Origin of the sequence: Streptomyces adustus, from assembly GCF_009377175.1 — a bacterium.
In the GTDB taxonomy this organism is placed as follows: Bacteria; Actinomycetota; Actinomycetes; order Streptomycetales; family Streptomycetaceae; genus Streptomyces; species Streptomyces adustus.
Genome location: NZ_VJZD01000059.1, coordinates 23,504 through 41,929 on the forward strand (window position 1 = coordinate 23,504; position 18,426 = coordinate 41,929).

The window sequence follows — 18,426 nt, forward strand, 5'->3', positions numbered from 1 at the left end:
TCGTCCCAGATGGTAGGGGGAGGCGGGACATCAGCCGACATGGCCTACAGCACCCTCGGACCGGCGCTAGCCGGGCATCGGCTCGTAGGAGCTGATCGTGTACAGGGCTTCGTCGTCGATCGCGTTCTTGTCCCAGTCCAGGGAAATCCGCACAGGGTGTCCGTCGGCGGCGTACTCCGCCTCTGCCGTGGCTGCGTTCTCGCTGTGGGCCTGCTGCAGTGTCTTCAACAGCTTCCCGATCGTCTGGATTTCGCCTGGCAGATCCCGTACCTGCCGCCGGCTGTCCTCATCGAGCCCGGTCACCTTCGCCACCTTGCCGTTGTACACGTCCACGCGGAAGGTCCCGGCGAGTACCTGGGTGCTTGATGTCAGCGTGTAGGAGTACGAGGCGGGCTCCGCCCAGGCGCTCTGCGGCTCGTCGGTTGCGGCGGATTCTACGGATGGCGAGGAGGTGCAGGCTGAGGTCGCGCATACCAGAGCAGCGAGCAGCCCGGCGGTGGACAGGCGACGGGCGCGGGAACGTCCGGCGGTCATGGTGACTCCCTTGGGGTCGGTCACCACTGTGACGCGGGGCGGCTGGGAAACGTTCAAGCAGGTGCGCGTCGGCGCCTTGGGGCGGCCCCAAGGCGCCGAGGGCGGACTTTCAGCTCTCGCTGGCCGAGCCGGCACGGCGCTTAACCAGCCACCAGGCCCCGCCGCCGAGCACCAGCACGACGACCACGATCACGGCTGCCACGGCGCCAGAGGGCATGCCGTCGTCCTCGTCGGCCGCCGTGTCACTGGCAGCCGACGAGGCGTCCGATCCGGTCGCGCCGGCGGCAGGGGTGGGGGAGGCCGTACTGGGTGTCGCGCTCTCCGCCGCCGCCGTCGCCGTCGGGCTCGGACTGAGCGGCTTGGCGCCCGGGGCCGCGGCCTTCAGCTCCAGGACCGGGGCAGGCTGCTCGGGCTCCTTGCCGCCGGTGGGCAGTTCGATCCAGCGGGAGACCTCTCCGTCGCTGTAGGTCTCGACGGTCTTGAAGGCGAGCTCCTTTGCGTCCGGCAGCTGCCGGACCTTGATCTTGTGCTCGGCGTCGACGCCGGCCTTCAGCGCCGGGCCGGCGACGGTGTAGCCGTCCTTGGTGGCTGTCAGCTTCCAGCCTTTGGGACCCTCGCCGAGGGTGACGTCGGCGGGGGCGATGCCGTCCGGCAGGACGATGCGCAGCTCGGTGAAGCCGGCGGAGGCGGACTCGGCCTCGGAGACGAAGCTGAGGGTGACGTTCTCGGCCAGCGCCTGGGGCTTGTCGGCCTCGACTTCCGCGTGTGCGGCGGCCGGTCCGGCCAGGGCGAGCGTGGCCGTCAGGGCGATGGCACCAGCGAGAGCGAAACGACGGCCGGCGCGTGCCAGCGGACGGGTGGACAGGGACACAGGGGAACTCCTTGCTCGTACGGGAGAATCCGGCCCCGCAGAAGCCGGGACCGGTGAAGGACCGGAGAGTTCTCCGGTCGCGGTGGTCCCCTGCGCACCACCGCGTGCTCCAGCACTTCCTCCCGTGCCTGCGCCGCCACCGCGAAGCACGCACCCGTCCGCCGACCCGGCAGCCGGAGCATCACCGCATCCGGATGGGCGGTCGCTCGAGGCAGCACCTGCACCAAGGCGGCCACGGCCGCCCTGGCCATCGTGCGCAGTGCGCCGAGCGCAGCGGCCATTCGCACGTCCGCCCGATGCAGCAGCCAGGCCACCGCCAGCGCGGCGGCCGTGTGCACTGCCGTCATCGCCGTTCCGGCGTGATGCCAGGAGTGGCCGTCCCCAGTGGCAGCGGCCATGTGCCCGGCGTGCGCCGCGTGCCGCGGCCCTGCCATCGAGGTGTCGCCGTCCGTGTAGGACAGCGCGAGATGCAGCACCCCCTGCATTGCCAGAGTGAACCCTATGGTCGCGACCGGCGCGTACCGGTGCCGCGCGAGCGGCCAGACCGCTGAGAACTGCACCACGATCAACACGGCCACCAGCCGCCACGGCACCGTGCCCTCGGCGACCGCGTGGTGCCCGAAGGTCGCGAGCACGGTGCCGAGGACGGCGAACAGACCGGCCCTCGCGCACGCTCCCGCGTGGCTGGCCCGGCCTGCTCCGGCACGTACGTCGCGGCCGGTCATGTGATCAGGTGGCACGGCCGACCATCATCCCCTACCGGCCGGACGTCGTGCGCACAGCCGTCGACGACGCCCGGTTCGCGCTTTCACGGCCGGGCACCGAGCGCCTCGGCCAGCAGCTCGGGTGCGCGGGTGGCGAGGTAGGGATAGGGGGTGGGGTCGTCGGGATCGAGGACCTCGACGCGCACAGCACCAGGGATGAAGCTGCGCATCACCATGAAGGCCCGCAGATCGGCCTTGTGCGTCCGCCAGGCTCGAGCCTCGTCCCCGTGCAGGGCCTCCGGCTGCCCGAGGGCCGTCAGCGGGATGTGGGCGTCGGCCACGAACAGCGTGTCGGCGGTGACCCGGATCCGTGTCGACCCCTGGGCGCTGACGTACATCCCCGCCAGGCAGGTTCCGATGGTCAGGGCGATGAGCGCGGCGATGGCTCCGTAGGGAAGAAAGATCAGCGCCATGGAGAGACCGAAGAGCGCGGCGATGACCCACCAGGCTTTCGGGGCGGTCAGACGTTCGTCGTAGACGAGCCGGCTGGTGGAGGTCACGGGCGTTCACCTTGTCGTATACGTCGGCTCGGGTGGGGCTGTTCACAGGGGCAGGAAGGCACACAGGCACGCGGGTCGTACCGGAAGGTTCTTCCGGGTCTGGATCCCATGGAACCAGGCGTGCAGGCGCAGTGACCGGTCCGCCAGCCGCGGTGTGACGCACGGTTGGGCGCTGAGGGCGCTGAGGGCGCTGAGGGCGTCGAGCTGGGGGAGCACATGCCAGTGCCCGGCTGCGGTGAGGTCTCCGGACAGCGGGACACGGTCTTTGTCCCGTTCCTCGGCTCTGGACGCGGCCAGGTTGTCGTTCACCACTGCGGCGACGACGTCGCAGTACGAATGGCTGCCAGAAGATGACGTCCGAGCGGAACGGCGGCGGCCAGGACCGTCGGTACGGCGGTGGGTATGACGAGGCTGCGTGCCGTCATGCGGGCGGCACGCCGATGAAAGGCGTTCATGCTGCGGGACTCTCTGTGTCCCCCGGCGACGTGCTGCGCCGGGATGAAAGGCGAACCGGCCTGCTGGGCGGTCATCCTCGCGCACGGCCCGTCAGGGCAGGCAGGGACCGCCGATCACCATCGGCCGGAGACGGGGAAGGAGACCGTTCCCGGCACGCGGGGGTGCCCTTCCCGCGTTCAGCCGCACCAGCAGGGCAGGCCTCAGCGGCGCGCTGCTCTCTGGCATCGCCGTCTGAGGACCGACACCGCCGAAACCACCTCCGAGCAGCGGCCAGATGAACAACAGCAGACGCCGTACGACTGCCATCAGCGACGTGCTCTGCCACAACAGCCGATCGGCCAGCCCCAGCAACCGGGCCACCAGCAGCAGCATGACCAGATGCCCGGCCAGCAGCACGCTTGTCGGTGGCCCGGTGACCGCGTCATGCTCGACCAGCCGGGACAAACCGCCGACAGAGCCGTCCTGCTCCGCCACCGCGACACAGGCGCCAGGCAGCGAGTACGCGGCGTGGTAAGCCAGCTGCGCGATCGCCAACACAGCCAGCACCTGCACGTCCGTCAACCGCCGCCGGGTCAGCACGGCCGCGCCGGGCACCGCCACCGTGGCCGTGCCGGCCACGACGAACCACCGGGGCGCATGGCACTGCGCCAGCACATGCCCCGCCAGCGGCAGCAGTACGCACAGCACCGCCAGCACGCTCGCCCGAAGCCCCCGCAGCACGCCGGATCCCGGCGAGACGACTCCTCGCGGGCGGTAGCGACGCATCAGGGTTCGGGCCTTCGAAAGCCCGCCCGGAACTGGACGGGAGAACGGACAGGGACTGGGCGGGTGCCATTCCCCGCGTGCTCCGGCAGCGTACCGACCATCCTGCCCATTGGCTCACGACCGGGGGTGGCACTCGCGACGACTGCTCTCCGCCCGTCGTCAACTTTGGCACGTTTCCGCAGTTCAACGGCCCGTTATCCGACATGACAACGGTCACCGATGCAGCCTTTGGTGATTCGCGCATGCGTGCGCTTCACTGCGGGCAAGGCAATCATCGCGAAGGGGGAGAGCGTCGGCATGGGCGATCACAGTCACGAGCACGAGGCTGGTCCGGGACACGCCCACGGCTCGGGACACGACCACGGCGCGGGCGGACACGCCGGCCACTCCCACGGCGTCTCGGCGGACGCCGACCGCCGCTGGCTGGCCATCGCACTCACCCTCATCACCGCGTTCATGGCGGTCGAGGTCGTCATCGGCGTCATCGCCAGTTCACTGGCCCTGATCTCGGACGCAGCACACATGCTCACCGACGCCGCCTCGATCGTGCTCGCGCTCATCGCGATGCGCCTTGCCGCACGCCCGGCCCGTGGCGGCTTCACCTACGGCCTCAAGCGCGCCGAGATCCTCTCCGCCCAGGCCAACGGCCTCACCCTGCTGCTTCTGGGCGCGTGGCTTGCCTACGAGGGCATCCGCAGGCTGTTCAATCCGCCCGGGGTCGAGGGCGGCCTGATGCTGGCCACCGCACTGGTCGGCATCGTCGTGAACGTGGTCGCCGCCTGGTGCATCTCCAAGGCCAACCGCACCTCGCTCAACGTCGAGGGCGCCTACCAGCACATTCTCAACGACCTGTTCGCCTTCATCGGCACCGCGATCGCCGCCCTGATCGTCGTCACGACGGGCTTCGCCCGCGCGGACGCGATCGCCACACTCGTAGTGGTGGCCCTGATGTTCAAGGCCGGATACGGGCTGCTGCGCGAGTCCGGCCGCATCTTCCTGGAAGCGGCCCCCGCACATGTGGACCCCGACGCCCTCGGCGACAAACTCGTCGCCGAACCAGCCGTGATAGAGGTCCACGACCTGCACATCTGGCAGATCACCTCCGGCCAGGCCGCCTTGTCCGCGCACATCTTGGTCGAGCCGGGCGGCGACTGCCACGCCGTCCGCCGCGACCTGGAAGAACTCCTGCGCCACGACTACGGGATCACCCACACCACCCTCCAGGTCGACCACGCCCCTGTCCCGGTGCGGCAGGTGGCCCTGCCTGGTGACCGCGCACTGCTGCCCACCGAGGACGCCGGGCACTGCGAGGAGCCGCACGGGCCGGTCCACCGCGAGGAGCCGCACGAACACTGAGCCACGAATATCCATGGTCTCCTGAATTCAGGAGTTCATGGACTGTCGTTGCTGTGCCGACCATCGCCTCCGACATCCGTCCCTACGGTCCCTGCGACACCCTGACGGCTCCCTCGTGCTCGTACCGGCCGCCCGCGGCAGCCGCTCACTCATCCATCCTCACAGGTCACACCACCAGCCCGGACATCGAAAACGGAGGTACCTCAGGACGACGGGGCACGGTCCTTCGGCACGGCTCCGATGGTGGGCATGCCCAGATCGGCGCGGGCCGGGCCGGGGCGGCAGGCCGCGGCCCGGCGTCGGCGGACGACGAGGAACCCCGCCGCCGCGGCGGCGGCCAGCACCGCGAGGACGGGGATCCACAGAGCCCCGATCGCGGAGGTGACACCGATACCGCCGAGCACGGCCAGCAGCGGGCCCGCACAGCACACGAGGCAGGCGGCGACGGCGGCCAAGCCGGCACCGAGCGTGCCCCAGGGCCGGGACGGACGCGACGGGGAGCTGCTCATGCGGGGACTCCGAACAGGTCGGCCAGCATCCCGGCGGCACTCTGGGGCGCGCGCACGCTCAGCTGGAGGGAAGCGGGGGTCAGGTGCAGGGTGAAGTCGAAGAACGCGCAGCAGCCCTGCTCCGCCGTGGCGAGCGCCGCAAGCTGCCCGGCAAGCTCGGCGTCCGGCGGGAACGACAACCGCAGCCCGCCGTCGATCTCCTCGCGCCGCCCGGCTCTGGCGACGAGTGTGCGCCACTGCTCGGTGCGCTCGCCGAGCTCGGCGCCGCCGAGCGTGCAGGCGACCGGGGCGTCCCGCCATGGCTCTGTGCCCGAACCGGAGGCAGGGCGGGTCGGCGAGAGCGTCACCGGCACCGGTCCGCCTGCCGCTGTGCTGGCCGTGGTGCAGCCGCAGTCCGGCCCGCATGCGCCCGCCGGCGCCGGGCCCGAAAGCTCTGCATGGACCCCGGCCAGGTGCGCGGTGAAAGCACGCAGCTCGGCGATCCGGCCGTCGGTGTCCTGGATCCGGTCGGCGACCAGCGTCAGCATCCTGGCCCGTACCGAGGCACACACCCCTTCCTCGCGGACGTCCAGCAGTTCGCGGATCTCCTCCAACGCCAGGCCCAGGAGCTTGGCCGAGGAGATGAAGGCAAGACGCTCCACGGCGTCCTCGCCGTACACGCGGTATCCGGTCGGCGTGCGGTCGGCCGCCAGCAGCTCGGCGTCCTCGTAGAAGCGCAACGTCGTGGCTGGAACGCCGGAGCGTTCGGCCAGCTGGGAGATGCGGTAAGTCCTCACGCCACCGACGGTAAACCTTCAACCCGACTCGAAGGTCAAGCCTGATCGTCGCCGGACCGCCCGAACCTACTCGGGGACGGCCAGCCGGCTCGCGGCCTCGTGCGCGTTCGCCCACCTGGGCCTCCAGGATTCCGAGAACCCACGCGCTTCAGCCTGGGACGTCCTGGCCCACCCTGAGCACGGCTACGTACGAGGACGTCCGTACGACGACCGCAGGGCCCTGCTTGTCGACCTGCTTGAGGAGTGCGACGTTCAGTCGCCGCTCCGGTTGGTCCCGATGACCGACGACCCCGCGCTGGTAGCAACCTGGTACCAACAACTCCCGCAACAGGGTTGTTTACGCACAACTGCCGTGTCTCGTAAGGAGCGTGGGGGCTAGTAGGACTCCGTTACTGAGGTTGAACTCGTGATGTCGTGCCGGGTCAGGCGGGTCTGATGGTCAGGCCGGTCTCGGCGAGGCAGCCGTCCATGAGGTGACTGCGGCACTGGATGTGCCGTAAGCCGCGCCGGATGCGCTGGACGAGGTGTTCTGGGGTGGAGAAGGCCACGTTGGAGAGCCGGCCGCGTCGCAGAAGGGACCAGATCCCTTCGACGGGGTTGAGGTCGGGCGCGTAGGGCGGCAGGTAGTAGATGGTCAGCCAGTCCTGGGCTGCCGCCCATTCCCGCAGATCGGCGGCTTTATGGACGTTGAGGTTGTCCCAGACGAGCACGATCGGGGCGCCGAGCTGCTGATGTGCGGCAATCAGCAGGTCCCGGTAGCCGCTCCAGGAGAAGCTCTTGCGTCCGTCGCGCTGACCGTCGTCCCGGCGCGGCCGGTAGATCAGCCGGGACCGTTGACCGGGTTTGTAGCAGGTCACCGCAGCGATGGATATCCTTCTGCGGGAACGGCCGCGGACTCGCATCACCGAGGTCTGGCCTCGCTGGGACCAGGTCTTCGCCTGCGGCTCCAGCTGCGTGAACTGCTTCTGGCTCAGCCTCGGCAGCGACGCCGGCCCGTGCGACGCCAGAGCCCGCGGACCGCCTTCTTTCCACGTCTGCCGCCACCGCTGCACCGACCGGACGCTGACCCGCAGATTTTTGGCGATCGCCGCGTTTGCCTCACCCAGGGCGAACCGTTCCGCGGCTTGGAGTCGTAACCCCTCGCGGAACTGCTGCCGTTCGGCGGTCAGCCCGCCCCCTTTTGGATACCGCATGCCTCGGGGTGATACCGCATCGGTCGACCAGCCGTTGAGCCGAAACTCAGGGGTTGTCACCAGTAGGCCGGATGAGCTGGCGAATTGGAGTGGTCGAAGCAGCCTGGCTGTCACGAACGAGGCACCCGGCTTGTCACAAGGGCTCGTTGAGCAGCCTTTTCGTCACCCAAAGAGAAGGCGCCGCGCGGGTCTGGAGGATGTCGACGCCACCACCACAACGTTGATCGAATGGCGGCGGCCCGACTGGTCCGCACGCGGGCATAGTGACCGCTGAGGTGATCGGGTTCGCCACCGATCAAGTCGGGGTCGATCCGGTGCGCGCACCGAGGTGCCTGACCCGGTCCAGGCTGTGTACGAGACTCCCGGGTGATCCGCCGCGATGCTCGTGCGGGCCCTGGCTGAACGCGCGCTGCGGCGTAGGCATCACTGAGCCGGCCTGCACTCCTCGGCGTAGCGGGCCAGCCCTTCCGCCATGCCCTGCATGAACTTCTGGAGGTAGCGCGGCATGACCCAGCGCAACAGCCAGCTCGTCTCGTACTCGCCGTACCAGTGAATGACCGTGCCCGAGCCCGCTGTCGGCTTCAGCTCGATGCGCGCGTGATAGTTGTGCATCGACGAGTTGAACGCGTCTTCGTAGCCCAAGAGGCGTCGCTCGACCTTCTCAGTCAGCCGCTCCCCGGTCACGGTGCGTCCCGTGCGGAAAGCCCGGACGGCACCGACGCCGTCGTCTCCGCCGGGGTCGAGGTCGACCGACCGTGTCGTGTCCAGACTGTCCACCTTGGACCACAGCGGCCAGCTTGCGGCGTCGACCAGCAGCTTCCAGACGATGTCCGGCGAGGCGCTGGTGGTCACTGTGACGTCGTATGTGTGCATGGTAGAAGGCTCCTGTGAGTGGATGCGGGCTGCGTCCCCGGCCAAAAAGACCCGGCGGACGCGGTAGCGGTCGGCCAGGCACCCGTTGATCTGGGGGCGAGTGCCACCCTCAACTTCCCCTGCAGTCACGGTCTCTACGCTACGAGGGAAGGTCACGGCTGCGGCTCGTGATCGGCGAGCGCGACCTGACACTGCCGCCCGGTGAGGCAGCCGAGTTCGACACGTCCCTGCCTCACTGGCTGGGCAGCGCCGACGGCGGCGTGGTTGAGTTTCTCATCCTGTTCGGCCGAGTAATCGTCAAGACCTGTGGACCGGCTGATTAGAAGAAGCCGATCGTGTCCTTGAGGAGACGAAGGGTTTTTGCGCGGTATGTGGCGCTGTCGCGCCAGGTCTTCTCTGCCTGCACGCTGGTGATCGTGACGCCTGCCCTCCCGGCAGAGTTCTCCGCGGGCGTCAGGTGGCCGCAGGCGATGAGTGCGCCGATGCGAAAGACGGCGATGCCCAGTTGGCGGGCGGCCTGGGGCTGGGACAACCAAGCGTCGTCCGGTATCTGGGGAACCCGCAGGAACTTCGGGTAGCGGTGCTCGCCTCGCGAGGTCATCAGGCGGCCCTCGCTACGGAGCGTTTGACGAGGTGACCGTTCTCGAAGCGTGCTCCAGCGCGGACGAGAGCGACGAGCTTGGGTGCGGTGATCGCGCGCCAGCGGGCCTGGGCAGACGCGACGAGCTTGAACACCATAGCCAGAGCCGAGGCCGGGCTGCCGGCGCCGCGAGTGACCTTGGTTCGGAGCTTCACGGTGCTGAAGGTGCTCTCGATGGGATTTGTCGTGCGCAGGTGCACCCAGTGCTCGGCCGGGAAGTCGTAGAGCGCGAGGAGCTCGTCAGCCTCGTCGGTGACCTTCTTGACCGCTTTCGGCCACTTGACGCCGTAGGTGCGCTCGAAGTCCTTGACCGCCTTCTCGGCGTGGTCGCGGTCCTCGGCGTTGTACATCTCCTGCAGGGCCTTCTTCGCGCCAGGCTGAGCCGACTTCGGTAGCGCGTTCATAACATTGCGGATCTTGTGAAGCCATAAAGAATCAACCTGTCGGTGTGTCGGTTTACTCGTCCGCGGCTGCGAGGAGATCGGGGGCGGTGCGGTAGCGGATGGCGGCCGATGGCGGGAGAAGTCCGCCTTCCGCAAGCAGGGGCCGGATCTCGCGGACGACGTTTCCGATCGAGGACCTGCTCACGTCCCCCAGCGCGTCGGCAAGGACGTCCAGGGTGCACAGTTTCCGCAGGTAGAGGATCGCGACGACGACGCGTTCTCGGTCGCCGAGCTTCTGGGGGAAAACGCCGCCGCGGCTGCCCGGCTGGCGCTCAGCGCCCCGGCGCTGGTAGGAGGCCCGCTCAACCTGGGCGATCTGGCGTGGGGCAAGCCGGCGGGTGAGTTCATCCAGCTCCGCGCGGGACATGCCGGTAAGCCGCGGATGGGACAGGCTCTCCATGATCCGGGTGCGCGGCGGGGTCTGGTCGGTGTCGAGGAAGGCCATCAACGCGTCCGCCCTGGTGAACCGGCTGGGGGCGTATCCGGGCTGGTGACCGTGGTCCTCCAGGACCCGGCGGGTCTCGGCGACAAGGTGGCCGACGCATTCAGGGGTGACCTCCAGCATGTCGGCCAGCAGCTTCATCGAGCAGACCTGTCGCTGGTAGAGGAGAGTGAGCAGAACCCGGGCGGCGTCGTCAAACAGCGGCTTGGCCCGCTGATTTCCGGTGGCGCGCCGGGCCCGGCCACCGCGCTGCTCGCTGTAGCGTTCCTGGGACCGAGCGGCCTGCAGCGGAGCCAACTTGGCGCGTAGATTCGCGAGTTCCGTACTACTCAGCCCGGTCAGGCGGGGGTCCGCCAGGCGGGCCAGAAGCTCGCGGCGCCGGCCGGAGACGCCGTGTGCCTCGCTGGTGGGCAGGGCCTGCGGCGCAGATGGTTCGGGCAGCAGGGTGTAGTTCCACTGGCCGTGGACCTCGTGCCGAACCAGCGGCAGCGCGGCGAAGCGATCCTTACTGATCGCGATGCCGGTGGGGTAGTCGCCGGGATCCAGTTGGGCCTCAACGCGCAGACCGGCCCGGGTGCGGGTGGCGGCGATCGTCTCAATGACGACGTCATGGCTGGTCAGTGGCCTGCCACGCCAGTTGTGGGTGATGTGGGAGAACAGCCGGTGCTCGATTTTGTTCCATTTACTTGTGCCCGGAGGAAAGTGACACACCGTGATCGCCAGTCCGGTTTCGGCGGCCAGAGCAGCCAGTTCACTCTTCCAGACCCGATAGCGGTAGCCGTTGGAGCCGCCCGCGTCCGAGGTGATCAGCAGCCGTGACGCCTTCGGGTAGTCGAGGCTGCCGCGACAGCGCCACCAGCGGCGGATGGACTCGACCGCGAAGACCGACGTGTCGTGGTCGACACCGACGTTGACCCAGCCGGTGTTGCGGGCGATGTCGTAGATCCCGTACGGGATAGCCTGCTGAACGTCCGGGCCGCTGAAGAAGAAGTGATGGTCCTCCACCTCGACCGGTTCGCCCCTGGGCCGCCACTCGCGGCCGGCCATGGGCAGCCGTCCGATCTGCTCCCGCTTCTTCGTGTCCACGCTGATTACCGGCTCACCGTCGGCCTGGTGCTGCTTGACCTGCTCGTTGATATAGCGGAACTGGGCATCCCGGTCGGGATGCTGGGCACCCTCGAGGGTCTTGGCGTTCGCCTGCAGGCTGAAGCCCTCCTGCTTGAGCAGCCGACCCACCGTCGGCGCGGACACCGGGTGCCCCTGCCGGGTCAGCTCCTCGGCCAGGTTGCGCAGCGACTTCGTCGTCCACCGCAGCGGAGACTGAGGATCTCCCCGCTCGTCCGGCTCGACCAGGCCCAACAAGGCCTTGAGCAGGGCGGGATCGTTGGCTTCAGCCCGCTTGCGGCCTCCGCCTGGTGCACGCACTCGGCCGTCCGGCAGTGGCCCGGCCCCCGCTTCCAGCTCCGACACGCCACGACGTACGGTCGTCTCGCTGACCTGCGCGATCCGCGCTACCGCCCGTATCCCGCCATGCCCGATCAGGCGGGCCTCGGTGGCCAAGGCCAGCCGCCGCTGCCGCTCGTTCAGATGCGGCAACAACACCGAGAACCTGCACTGGAGTTGGAAACAGATCTCCTCCGGAACCGCCATACCCTGACAACGATCCCACATCTGTAAAGCAGCACCTTGATTCTTTACGGCTCCTGTGAACCCAGCACCTTTGGTGCCTGGCCTGCGGAAATATCTCTGCGAGGGCTCCCCATAGACCCATCGCACCGTCACCGACTACGAGTTCGGGATCGCGCATGCCGCGTCGGCGGCAGTCACGCAGCAGATCCGCCCACGACTCGGTCGATTCACTCAGCCCATCGGCCAGCGCGATGAGTTCCTTGCGGCCGTCGGGGCGCACGCCCATGAGGACCAGGACGCAGGAGCGGGCCTGGCCGAGGCGGACCTTGGGGTGGACGCCGTCGGCCCACACGTAGACGTAGTCGGAATCCGACAGGTCGCGGGCCTGGAAGGCAGTGTGGTCGCCGGTCCACTGCTTTGTCAGCCGGGTCACCGTTGCCGGCGAGAGGCCGGCCGAGGAGCCCAGGAACTGCTCCATCGCTGGCACGAAATCCCCAGAGGACAGTCCGTGGAGGTAGAGCAGGGGCAGGACCTCGCTGATCTTCGGGGACTTACGGCACCACGGCGCGAGGATCTTCGACGAGAACCGCTTGCGCTCACCGGTCTCCATGTCGACGCGCCTGTCGTTCACGCAGGGCACCTTCACCGCGACCGGCCCGGCGGCGCTGGTCACCGACCGTTCACGATGACGCCCGTTGCGGACCACCAGACGGCGGCCCCTCTCGTCCCGCTCGTCGGCTAACTCGGCTATGTACTGGTTGACTTCGGCCTCCAGAGCCGCGGCGAGCATCCGCCGGGCACCCTCGCGGACGATGTCGTCCATCAGGGATCCGGTCTCGGTGGTTCCTCCGGTGTTGACTACGCTGAGCACGGGCGCGCCTTCCCGACCCGCGATGCAACGCGGGTCTACTCGGTGACCATCAATCGATCACTCGGGAAGGTACGCCCTCCGCGTTTCGCGAGGCACCCCTCTCGAGGTCGATCCACAGGTCTTGAGCATTGCTCTGTTCGGCCTGCAAGAGGTGCGTGCGCACATACGCACCGAGTCTCACCGACCGCCGCAGGCCGGAAGCCTGCGGTGAACTCAGCGAGAGATTCCGTATGCGCGTTGGTGACGCAGGCCTTTGTGCGGAAGACGACCAGGCCGTGGTCGCTGTAGGCCACGCCCGCGGATCTCGTGCCGAGCAGCTGGCCACAGCGATCGACAACGGGCCGCGGCCTCCCAGTGACAACAAGCCTGCCCATGTGACAGCTATCGCGCTTTGGCTCAGCCGTCAGCCCCGGCGGTGTTGACCACACCTCTCCACATCCCGACCATGACCCTACAGAGCGCGGAGACAAGGGGGGCGCGGTTTCGGCGGGGTGTGTCCGTTCTCGGAGCCGTAGGCGTCGCCTGTGGCCTTGCCCTTGCAGCCTCCCTCCCGGCCGTGTTGCAAGCCGTTGGAGTCACCACACGCTGGGCAGTTGTGATGAGTGTGGGCTGCGCCGCGCTTGCTGGTGTGTTCATTGAGCCCGCGCGAAGTCGCCGTGACCGTGCCGCAGTCGACTGGAAGGCCGTGCTGGATGGGTGCGTCACACTGGCCGGCGAGAAGGAACTCCCACGCGTAAGGGAGATAGCCGACCCCACCGTCCTGGGAGTCCGGCCCGCCTGGCAGGTGCCCCTGCGCGCGGGGTCACCACCCTACGTGCGCCGCAACGTCCACGAGGAGCTGGTCGCGCTCCTGCACGCAGGTAGTTTCGTCCTACTCATCGGTGACGGGCTGTCCGGAAGAACACGCACCGCCCACGAAGCCGTGCGTGCATCCGTGCCCGACCACCTGCTTGTCGCACCCACCTCCGTCGCAGACCTGAGAGCAGCTGTCGACTACGCCAGCGGATCGACGAAATGCGTTCTCTGGCTGGACGAACTGGACCAGTTCCTCGCCCCTGGCGGCCTCACATCCAATGACGTTCGGAACTTCCTCTCCGGCCGTCGGAACAGCATCATCGCCACGCTGCGAAGCAGCGATTACATCCGCCTGGCCACCGGCAACGCGGCAGACGACCGCGAGGCCAGACGGGTCATCCGAAGCGCCAAGCCGGTGCGACTCAAATGGAAGCTAACTCCGGAAGAGATCCGCAGAGCCACGCAATTAACCGGTGACGAGAGGATCAAGGAAGCGCTCGAATCCACACGACGTTTCGGGTTCGCGGAATATATCGGAGCCAGCGTTCCGCTCTTCATCCGCTGGTGGGACTCGATAGACTCCGGACCGAACTCACGCGGCGCCTCGCTCGTGAGAGCGGCAGTGGACTGCCGCCGCCTGGGACTGACCCGGCTCCTCGACCGCGAGATGCTCCAGGAGCTGCACGAAATCTATCTTGCCGATCGCCCTCGGCTACTTCGCGAACCCGAAGCCGAAGCCTGGGCATGGGCTTTCCAACAGATGGAAGGAACCACAACGCTCCTTTTCCCCGGCGGCGAGACGCAGAGCAACTCACGCGTCGACGTCTTTCCCCACCTAATTTCCGCGACCGACAGGGAAGAGCAAAACGACACAGGCGGATTCCGACGCCCCATCATCCGCGACGAAATCTGTACCCGTGTCATAGAGCGAAGCACCGCTGGAGAGGCCGAACTCATCGCCCACCGCGCCCACGAGTACGGGCATTACGCCATCGTGCGCCGTGCCCACCGGCACGCTATCGACCGGTATATGCAGCAGCACGGCGCCCGGGACACCAGAACCATTGCCGCCCAGTACTCCTTTGCGCAGTGGCTGCACATCATCGGAGATTTCGGGGAAGCCGGACAAATGGGTCGTCATGTTCTGGACATGCAACTCAGTTAATTCGGAGGCGAGGACCCGCGGACACTGGCCACCCGTCATCTGATGGCTCAAGCACTGTTCGAAGCAGGACATCGAGATGCCGGTATCGCGGAATGCGAAGCAGTGCTTCTGTCGCGTAGGAGGGTCTTCGGAGAGAACGCTCCGGATACCATAGAGAGCAGAATCGCCTTGCACATCATGCGGGAGCAGCCGTGACGGTTGCCCCCTGCCCAATTCGGCGCCAACAAGTCCCGACGCCGGTTGCCAGTTACCTATGGCTCAGCCCGCCGACACCCGTACCTACCGCAGTGGCCGCGCACCCCCGGCACCGGCCTCACCTTCGACCAGAAAGGCCTTCTGCGCGGTATCGGTCTGTATGAACCGGCGACCATTTGAGCTGCCGCAGGTGAGGCGGTCGCCAGACCGCCGTGAAGTCTGCTCGGATCCGGGGGCAGCTGCGTTGTCGGTACCAGAGTCCACGGTGCGCGCATGTCGTTTGCCCTGCCCGATGGTCTGCCGCCCGGCCGGTTCCTGGCTTCCGATCTTCCGCGCGTATGGGTCTCCGAGGGGTTTCCGCGGGATGTCGAGGAGTTGTGGCCTCGTCTGCTGAGCTGCCAGAGTGCGCTGCTCAGCCGGCCCGATGTCATGGGAACACCGCTCAGCTTGGACCAGGTTGACGCGGTCAGCCTGGAGGAGGAACTGGCCTGGTCAGGGACTTCGTCGAGTACCGGTGCCGCCGGCTGCCCTGGTGGACGGACTCGACACCAGTCCCGGTACCTGAAGGAATCGAGCCATGGCCCCACGACCCGGGACCGCCCTTCGAACAATGGCCGGGCCTGGCACGGCCCATGCCGGCTACGTCCGCAAGCCCGTCGCCCGAGGAAGCTGCCTCGAACCTGCTGGCGTGGTTGGTCAAGAGGGGTCTGCTGTACGCGTGCCGTCTGGTGCTCGTTCCTGCCCGTCGCGGCAGCGATGCTCTGGCCTCGATCGGCTGGTCCGGAGGGGGATACCTGCCTCTGCTGTGCGCGCTCACGCGGAGCTGGGAGGACCGCTTTGACGCACAGGTCGTGGCGGTGTTCGGCAGCGAGCTGTACGTCTCGACCGCGAGACCTCCCGTTGAAGCAGAGCACGCGAATCTGCTCGCTCTGGAGCACGTGCTGTCGACCGCGGACAACATCGTCGATGACCCGCCCACGCCGTTCCCCGAGTAAGCGATGGACCTCCCGGGACGGACCTTCTGGTCGTTCTGGTGGGACTGGCCCGGCGACCTCGACCAGCTCTCACCGACACCCCTCGCCTGCTCCCCGACCAGAACAATGTGGCATGCCCGACACTGGAGGGTCAGCTGATGAGGGCCAGACGTCTCGCGATCCTGCCCGTATAGACCAGATCCGCCAAGAAGCCTTACGGGCGTACAGGGAAACGCAGCAGCCTGAGTGATCACTACCCGCTGATTGGCCAACCGACGGAATTCGCTGACCTACTGAAACGCTGGCCGCGGGGCGTCGGTGTCCCGCGAAGGAGTGTGGAGTTTCCCAGTGAGCCGCGGTACGCCGGTGCCGTCGGACGGCGAAGCCCCGGCCTCTTTCGCCGCGGCTTCGCCGGCGGTCCGAAGACCTACCGTTGATGCCGCCGCCTTGGCGGCCGATCGCGCCCTCCGCCCCCACGGTCTGCGCAGGCTGTCCCACGACGTCCAGGCTGTCGGATTCGCTCACGGCCCATCCCTCACCGGCGTTGGCGTCGGCGTCTTCCCCCCGCTTCCTGGCGGACTCCCCGGCGCAGAACCGAGGGCGCCGCGGGGATTGTCGGAGTCCTGTCATACCCTTCGCTCACCGGTCACAGGGCCGGTACAGGCCGCATACAGCGGCCACACGCTTTGGGGGGGCAATCACTGTGCGCACCCGCACACTTCCGGCTGCCGTCGCGACGGCAGCCCTCTTCAGTTCCGTGGCGCTTGCGGCCGTCCCGGCGGCCGCCGACACCAGCACGCCGATCGGTGTCGACAGCGTGATCGACACCGTCGTCGACGGCGCCCACCAGCACCTCTACATCAGCAGCGGCAATGTGATCTCTGTCGCCGACTACACCGGCAAGGTGGTCACGACGCTCACCGGCCTGTCCGGGGTGTCCGACCTCCAGCTGAGCCCGGACGGCAGCACGCTGTACGCCGCGGTCCCCGGCGCGGACAAGATCGTCGCCTTCGACACCGCGACGCTCACACAGACCGCCGAGTACCCGACCGGGGATCGGACGGCGCCGCGCCGGATCGCCCTCACCGAGGGCCGGATCTGGTTCGGCTACGGCGACCAGTGGGAGTCCGGGCTCGGCAAGGTCGACCTGACCACCGACCCGGCAGCCGTGACCCTCGACCTCGCCGGCGACCACGACTTCGCCAGCACGCCGATGCTGTACGCCGACCCGGCGAACCCGGACACTCTGGTCGCCCTGGACGGCGGCATCAGCTCCGGGCCGATCGTCGTCTACGACGTGTCGTCCGGCACCCCGGCCATCCGTGTCACCGCGAACGAGGGCGGCTTCTACCGTGACGGCGCGCTCACTCCGGACGGGCAGTCGATCGTCGTGGCCGGGCCGGGGAACCGTGCGGTCACCGAATACCGGCTCTCCGACCTCCAGGAGGTGCACGAGTACCCGGTCAAGGACGAGCCGGAGACCGTCAGCGTCGCTCCGGACGGCACGGTCGCGGCAACCGCTCTCGACACCGAGAACACCGGCGACACCTACGTCTTCCCCGGCGGAGCAGACACCCCGGCCAGCGTCCGCAACCTGTCGAACGAGTGGATGCCGTGGAGCGGGCATTCGACCACCTGGTCGGCGGACGGCACGCAGCTGTTCGTGCTGACCGGGCGGTCGGGCTCCGCGCAGTTCAACGTCGTGGCCGAACCGCGCAAGTACGTGACGAAGCTGACCGCTGACGCCCCAGCCACGGCAACGCGAGCCAAGACACTCACTGTCAAGGGCACGCTCGCCGCCGGTCTGATGCCGCCCGCCGGGACCCCGGTGTCCGTCGTGCGCACCGACATGCTGTCCCCGTCGGGCAAGTCCCTCGGCACCAAGGCACTGGGTGCGAACGGCGCGTTCTCCTTCACCGACGTGCCCCCGGCCGGCGGGACGGTGCGATACACGGTGACCTACGCCGGGGACGCCGCGCACACCCCGGCATCCGCCTCGGACACCGTCGCTGTCTCCCGGGCCACGCCCGCCCTGACGCTCACCAACAACGGCAAGGTGTACGACTACGGCAAGAACGTCGCCTTCACCGCGCACCTCGGCACCACCTACAGCAACCGCACGGTGGAGATCTGGGCCGATCCGTACGGCGCGGACAAGCCGAAGAAGCTGCTGAAGACCGGCAAGGTCGATTCGCACGGCAATCTGTCGGCGACCGTGAACATGTCGCGCGACACCGCCGTGACCGCCGTCTTCAAGGGCGACTCCCAGTACGGCGCACGGACCGTCAAGTCCACCGCTTACGCGCACGCGAAGATCGCGAGCTCGCTGTCCAAGTACTACCGGACGGGCACGATCGGCTCGACCCGCTACTACTACTTCCACAAGAAGACCGACGCCGTCGTGACCACCACGATGACGTACTACAAGGGCCGCAAGGAGCGCCTGGACCTCCAGGTCTACTCCAACGGCAAGTGGTACACGACGGACTCGGAGTACTTCGCGCTCGGCACGAGCGGCAAGTGCATAGTCAACCTGGGCCACCCGGGGACGTCGGGCGTACGCGCCCGGGTGCGCGCCGCGTACATCGACCCGTCGTCGGGTGACAACGTGAACACCACGACGTACGGCGCCTGGTCGTACTTCTACTTCACCAACTGACCGGGCCGGACAAGGG

General features: G+C 68.1%; 16 protein-coding genes and 3 pseudogenes. 5 read left to right on the forward strand and 14 right to left on the reverse strand.

What is annotated here, in order from left to right; genetic code table 11:
- Nucleotides 1-66: 66 nt before the first annotated feature.
- The 6 genes from FNH09_RS17155 to FNH09_RS17180 all read right to left on the reverse strand — a co-directional run bounded on the left by FNH09_RS17155 (nucleotide 67) and on the right by FNH09_RS17180 (nucleotide 3,821).
- A complete protein-coding gene (locus tag FNH09_RS17155; protein ID WP_202919677.1) occupies nucleotides 67-534 on the reverse strand; it encodes a DUF6174 domain-containing protein in 468 nt (155 codons plus the stop codon).
- A 109-nt stretch (nucleotides 535-643) separates the two neighbouring features.
- Complete coding sequence (locus FNH09_RS17160) at nucleotides 644-1,399, reverse strand: DUF1775 domain-containing protein (RefSeq protein ID WP_152888798.1); 756 nt, start codon at nucleotides 1,397-1,399, stop codon at nucleotides 644-646.
- Complete coding sequence (locus FNH09_RS17165; RefSeq protein WP_152888772.1) at nucleotides 1,336-2,145, reverse strand: hypothetical protein; 810 nt, start codon at nucleotides 2,143-2,145, stop codon at nucleotides 1,336-1,338. The genes FNH09_RS17160 and FNH09_RS17165 overlap by 64 nt, the downstream gene beginning before the upstream one ends.
- Nucleotides 2,146-2,213: 68 nt before the next feature.
- A complete protein-coding gene (locus FNH09_RS17170) occupies nucleotides 2,214-2,669 on the reverse strand; it encodes a DUF3093 family protein (RefSeq protein WP_162468707.1) in 456 nt (151 codons plus the stop codon).
- 42 nt (nucleotides 2,670-2,711) lie between these two features.
- Nucleotides 2,712-2,981, reverse strand: a complete 270-nt coding sequence (locus FNH09_RS17175; RefSeq protein WP_152888774.1) for a hypothetical protein — start codon at nucleotides 2,979-2,981, stop codon at nucleotides 2,712-2,714.
- Nucleotides 2,982-3,215: 234 nt separating this feature from the next.
- Nucleotides 3,216-3,821, reverse strand: coding sequence for a hypothetical protein (locus FNH09_RS17180; protein WP_338017595.1), 606 nt, complete (start codon nucleotides 3,819-3,821; stop codon nucleotides 3,216-3,218).
- Nucleotides 3,822-4,187: 366 nt separating this feature from the next.
- Here FNH09_RS17180 and FNH09_RS17185 point away from each other — a divergent pair, with 366 nt between their 5' ends.
- The gene (locus tag FNH09_RS17185) at nucleotides 4,188-5,246 is read left to right on the forward strand and encodes a cation diffusion facilitator family transporter (RefSeq protein WP_152888778.1); all 1,059 of its coding nucleotides are present in this window, start codon (nucleotides 4,188-4,190) and stop codon (nucleotides 5,244-5,246) included.
- A gap of 203 nt (nucleotides 5,247-5,449) precedes the next feature.
- On the opposite strand, the gene FNH09_RS17190 is transcribed toward FNH09_RS17185, so the two are convergent.
- The 4 genes from FNH09_RS17190 to FNH09_RS17205 all read right to left on the reverse strand — a co-directional run bounded on the left by FNH09_RS17190 (nucleotide 5,450) and on the right by FNH09_RS17205 (nucleotide 8,597).
- On the reverse strand, nucleotides 5,450-5,755 hold the full coding sequence (locus FNH09_RS17190) for a hypothetical protein (RefSeq protein ID WP_238426723.1): 306 nt from the start codon (nucleotides 5,753-5,755) through the stop codon (nucleotides 5,450-5,452).
- Nucleotides 5,752-6,531 carry a MerR family transcriptional regulator gene (locus FNH09_RS17195; RefSeq protein WP_162468708.1) on the reverse strand — a complete coding sequence of 260 codons (780 nt, stop codon included), beginning with the start codon at nucleotides 6,529-6,531 and terminating at the stop codon, nucleotides 5,752-5,754. Before FNH09_RS17195 ends, FNH09_RS17190 begins: the two co-directional genes overlap by 4 nt.
- Nucleotides 6,532-6,953: 422 nt before the next feature.
- Entirely contained in the window at nucleotides 6,954-7,724 is a 771-nt protein-coding gene (locus tag FNH09_RS48580; RefSeq protein ID WP_152888780.1) for a transposase, read from the reverse strand.
- Between the two features lie 423 nt (nucleotides 7,725-8,147).
- Entirely contained in the window at nucleotides 8,148-8,597 is a 450-nt protein-coding gene (locus FNH09_RS17205) for an SRPBCC family protein (protein WP_162468709.1), read from the reverse strand.
- A gap of 152 nt (nucleotides 8,598-8,749) precedes the next feature.
- Between FNH09_RS17205 and FNH09_RS17210 the strand changes: the two are divergent.
- Nucleotides 8,750-8,920 (forward strand): annotated as a pseudogene (locus FNH09_RS17210) (cupin domain-containing protein); the annotation flags it as partial.
- Here FNH09_RS17210 and FNH09_RS17215 read toward each other — a convergent pair.
- The 4 genes and pseudogenes from FNH09_RS17215 to FNH09_RS17230 form a co-directional block, all read right to left on the reverse strand.
- Nucleotides 8,917-9,198 carry a DNA-binding protein gene (locus tag FNH09_RS17215; protein WP_152888782.1) on the reverse strand — a complete coding sequence of 94 codons (282 nt, stop codon included), beginning with the start codon at nucleotides 9,196-9,198 and terminating at the stop codon, nucleotides 8,917-8,919. The pseudogene FNH09_RS17210 and the gene FNH09_RS17215 overlap by 4 nt on opposite strands.
- Nucleotides 9,198-9,665 (reverse strand): annotated as a pseudogene (locus tag FNH09_RS17220) (transposase); the annotation flags it as partial. The gene FNH09_RS17215 and the pseudogene FNH09_RS17220, both read right to left, overlap by 1 nt.
- Nucleotides 9,666-9,693: 28 nt before the next feature.
- On the reverse strand, nucleotides 9,694-11,772 hold the full coding sequence (locus FNH09_RS17225; RefSeq protein WP_152888784.1) for an ISAzo13 family transposase: 2,079 nt from the start codon (nucleotides 11,770-11,772) through the stop codon (nucleotides 9,694-9,696).
- A 52-nt stretch (nucleotides 11,773-11,824) separates the two neighbouring features.
- Nucleotides 11,825-12,622 (reverse strand): annotated as a pseudogene (locus tag FNH09_RS17230) (IS256 family transposase); the annotation flags it as partial.
- A gap of 595 nt (nucleotides 12,623-13,217) precedes the next feature.
- Between FNH09_RS17230 and FNH09_RS17235 the strand changes: the two are divergent.
- The 3 genes from FNH09_RS17235 to FNH09_RS17245 all read left to right on the forward strand — a co-directional run bounded on the left by FNH09_RS17235 (nucleotide 13,218) and on the right by FNH09_RS17245 (nucleotide 18,410).
- On the forward strand, nucleotides 13,218-14,582 hold the full coding sequence (locus FNH09_RS17235; protein WP_238426724.1) for a hypothetical protein: 1,365 nt from the start codon (nucleotides 13,218-13,220) through the stop codon (nucleotides 14,580-14,582).
- Nucleotides 14,583-15,409: 827 nt separating this feature from the next.
- A complete protein-coding gene (locus FNH09_RS17240) occupies nucleotides 15,410-15,772 on the forward strand; it encodes a DUF4253 domain-containing protein (RefSeq protein ID WP_238426725.1) in 363 nt (120 codons plus the stop codon).
- A gap of 736 nt (nucleotides 15,773-16,508) precedes the next feature.
- Nucleotides 16,509-18,410 carry a YncE family protein gene (locus tag FNH09_RS17245; RefSeq protein WP_338017596.1) on the forward strand — a complete coding sequence of 634 codons (1,902 nt, stop codon included), beginning with the start codon at nucleotides 16,509-16,511 and terminating at the stop codon, nucleotides 18,408-18,410.
- The last annotated feature ends 16 nt before the right edge of the window (nucleotides 18,411-18,426 follow it).

Excerpts from the sequence above, each read along its gene's own strand:
- FNH09_RS17155 (WP_202919677.1), bottom strand. The coding sequence starts at position 534 with ATGACCGCCGGACGTTCCCGCGCCCGTCGCCTGTCCACCGCCGGGCTG.
- FNH09_RS17185 (WP_152888778.1), top strand. The coding sequence starts at position 4,188 with ATGGGCGATCACAGTCACGAGCACGAGGCTGGTCCGGGACACGCCCAC.
- FNH09_RS17190 (WP_238426723.1), bottom strand. The coding sequence starts at position 5,755 with ATGAGCAGCTCCCCGTCGCGTCCGTCCCGGCCCTGGGGCACGCTCGGT.
- FNH09_RS48580 (WP_152888780.1), bottom strand. The coding sequence starts at position 7,724 with ATGCGGTATCCAAAAGGGGGCGGGCTGACCGCCGAACGGCAGCAGTTC.
- FNH09_RS17205 (WP_162468709.1), bottom strand. The coding sequence starts at position 8,597 with ATGCACACATACGACGTCACAGTGACCACCAGCGCCTCGCCGGACATC.
- FNH09_RS17215 (WP_152888782.1), bottom strand. The coding sequence starts at position 9,198 with ATGACCTCGCGAGGCGAGCACCGCTACCCGAAGTTCCTGCGGGTTCCC.
- FNH09_RS17225 (WP_152888784.1), bottom strand. The coding sequence starts at position 11,772 with ATGGCGGTTCCGGAGGAGATCTGTTTCCAACTCCAGTGCAGGTTCTCG.
- FNH09_RS17240 (WP_238426725.1), top strand. The coding sequence starts at position 15,410 with ATGCCGGCTACGTCCGCAAGCCCGTCGCCCGAGGAAGCTGCCTCGAAC.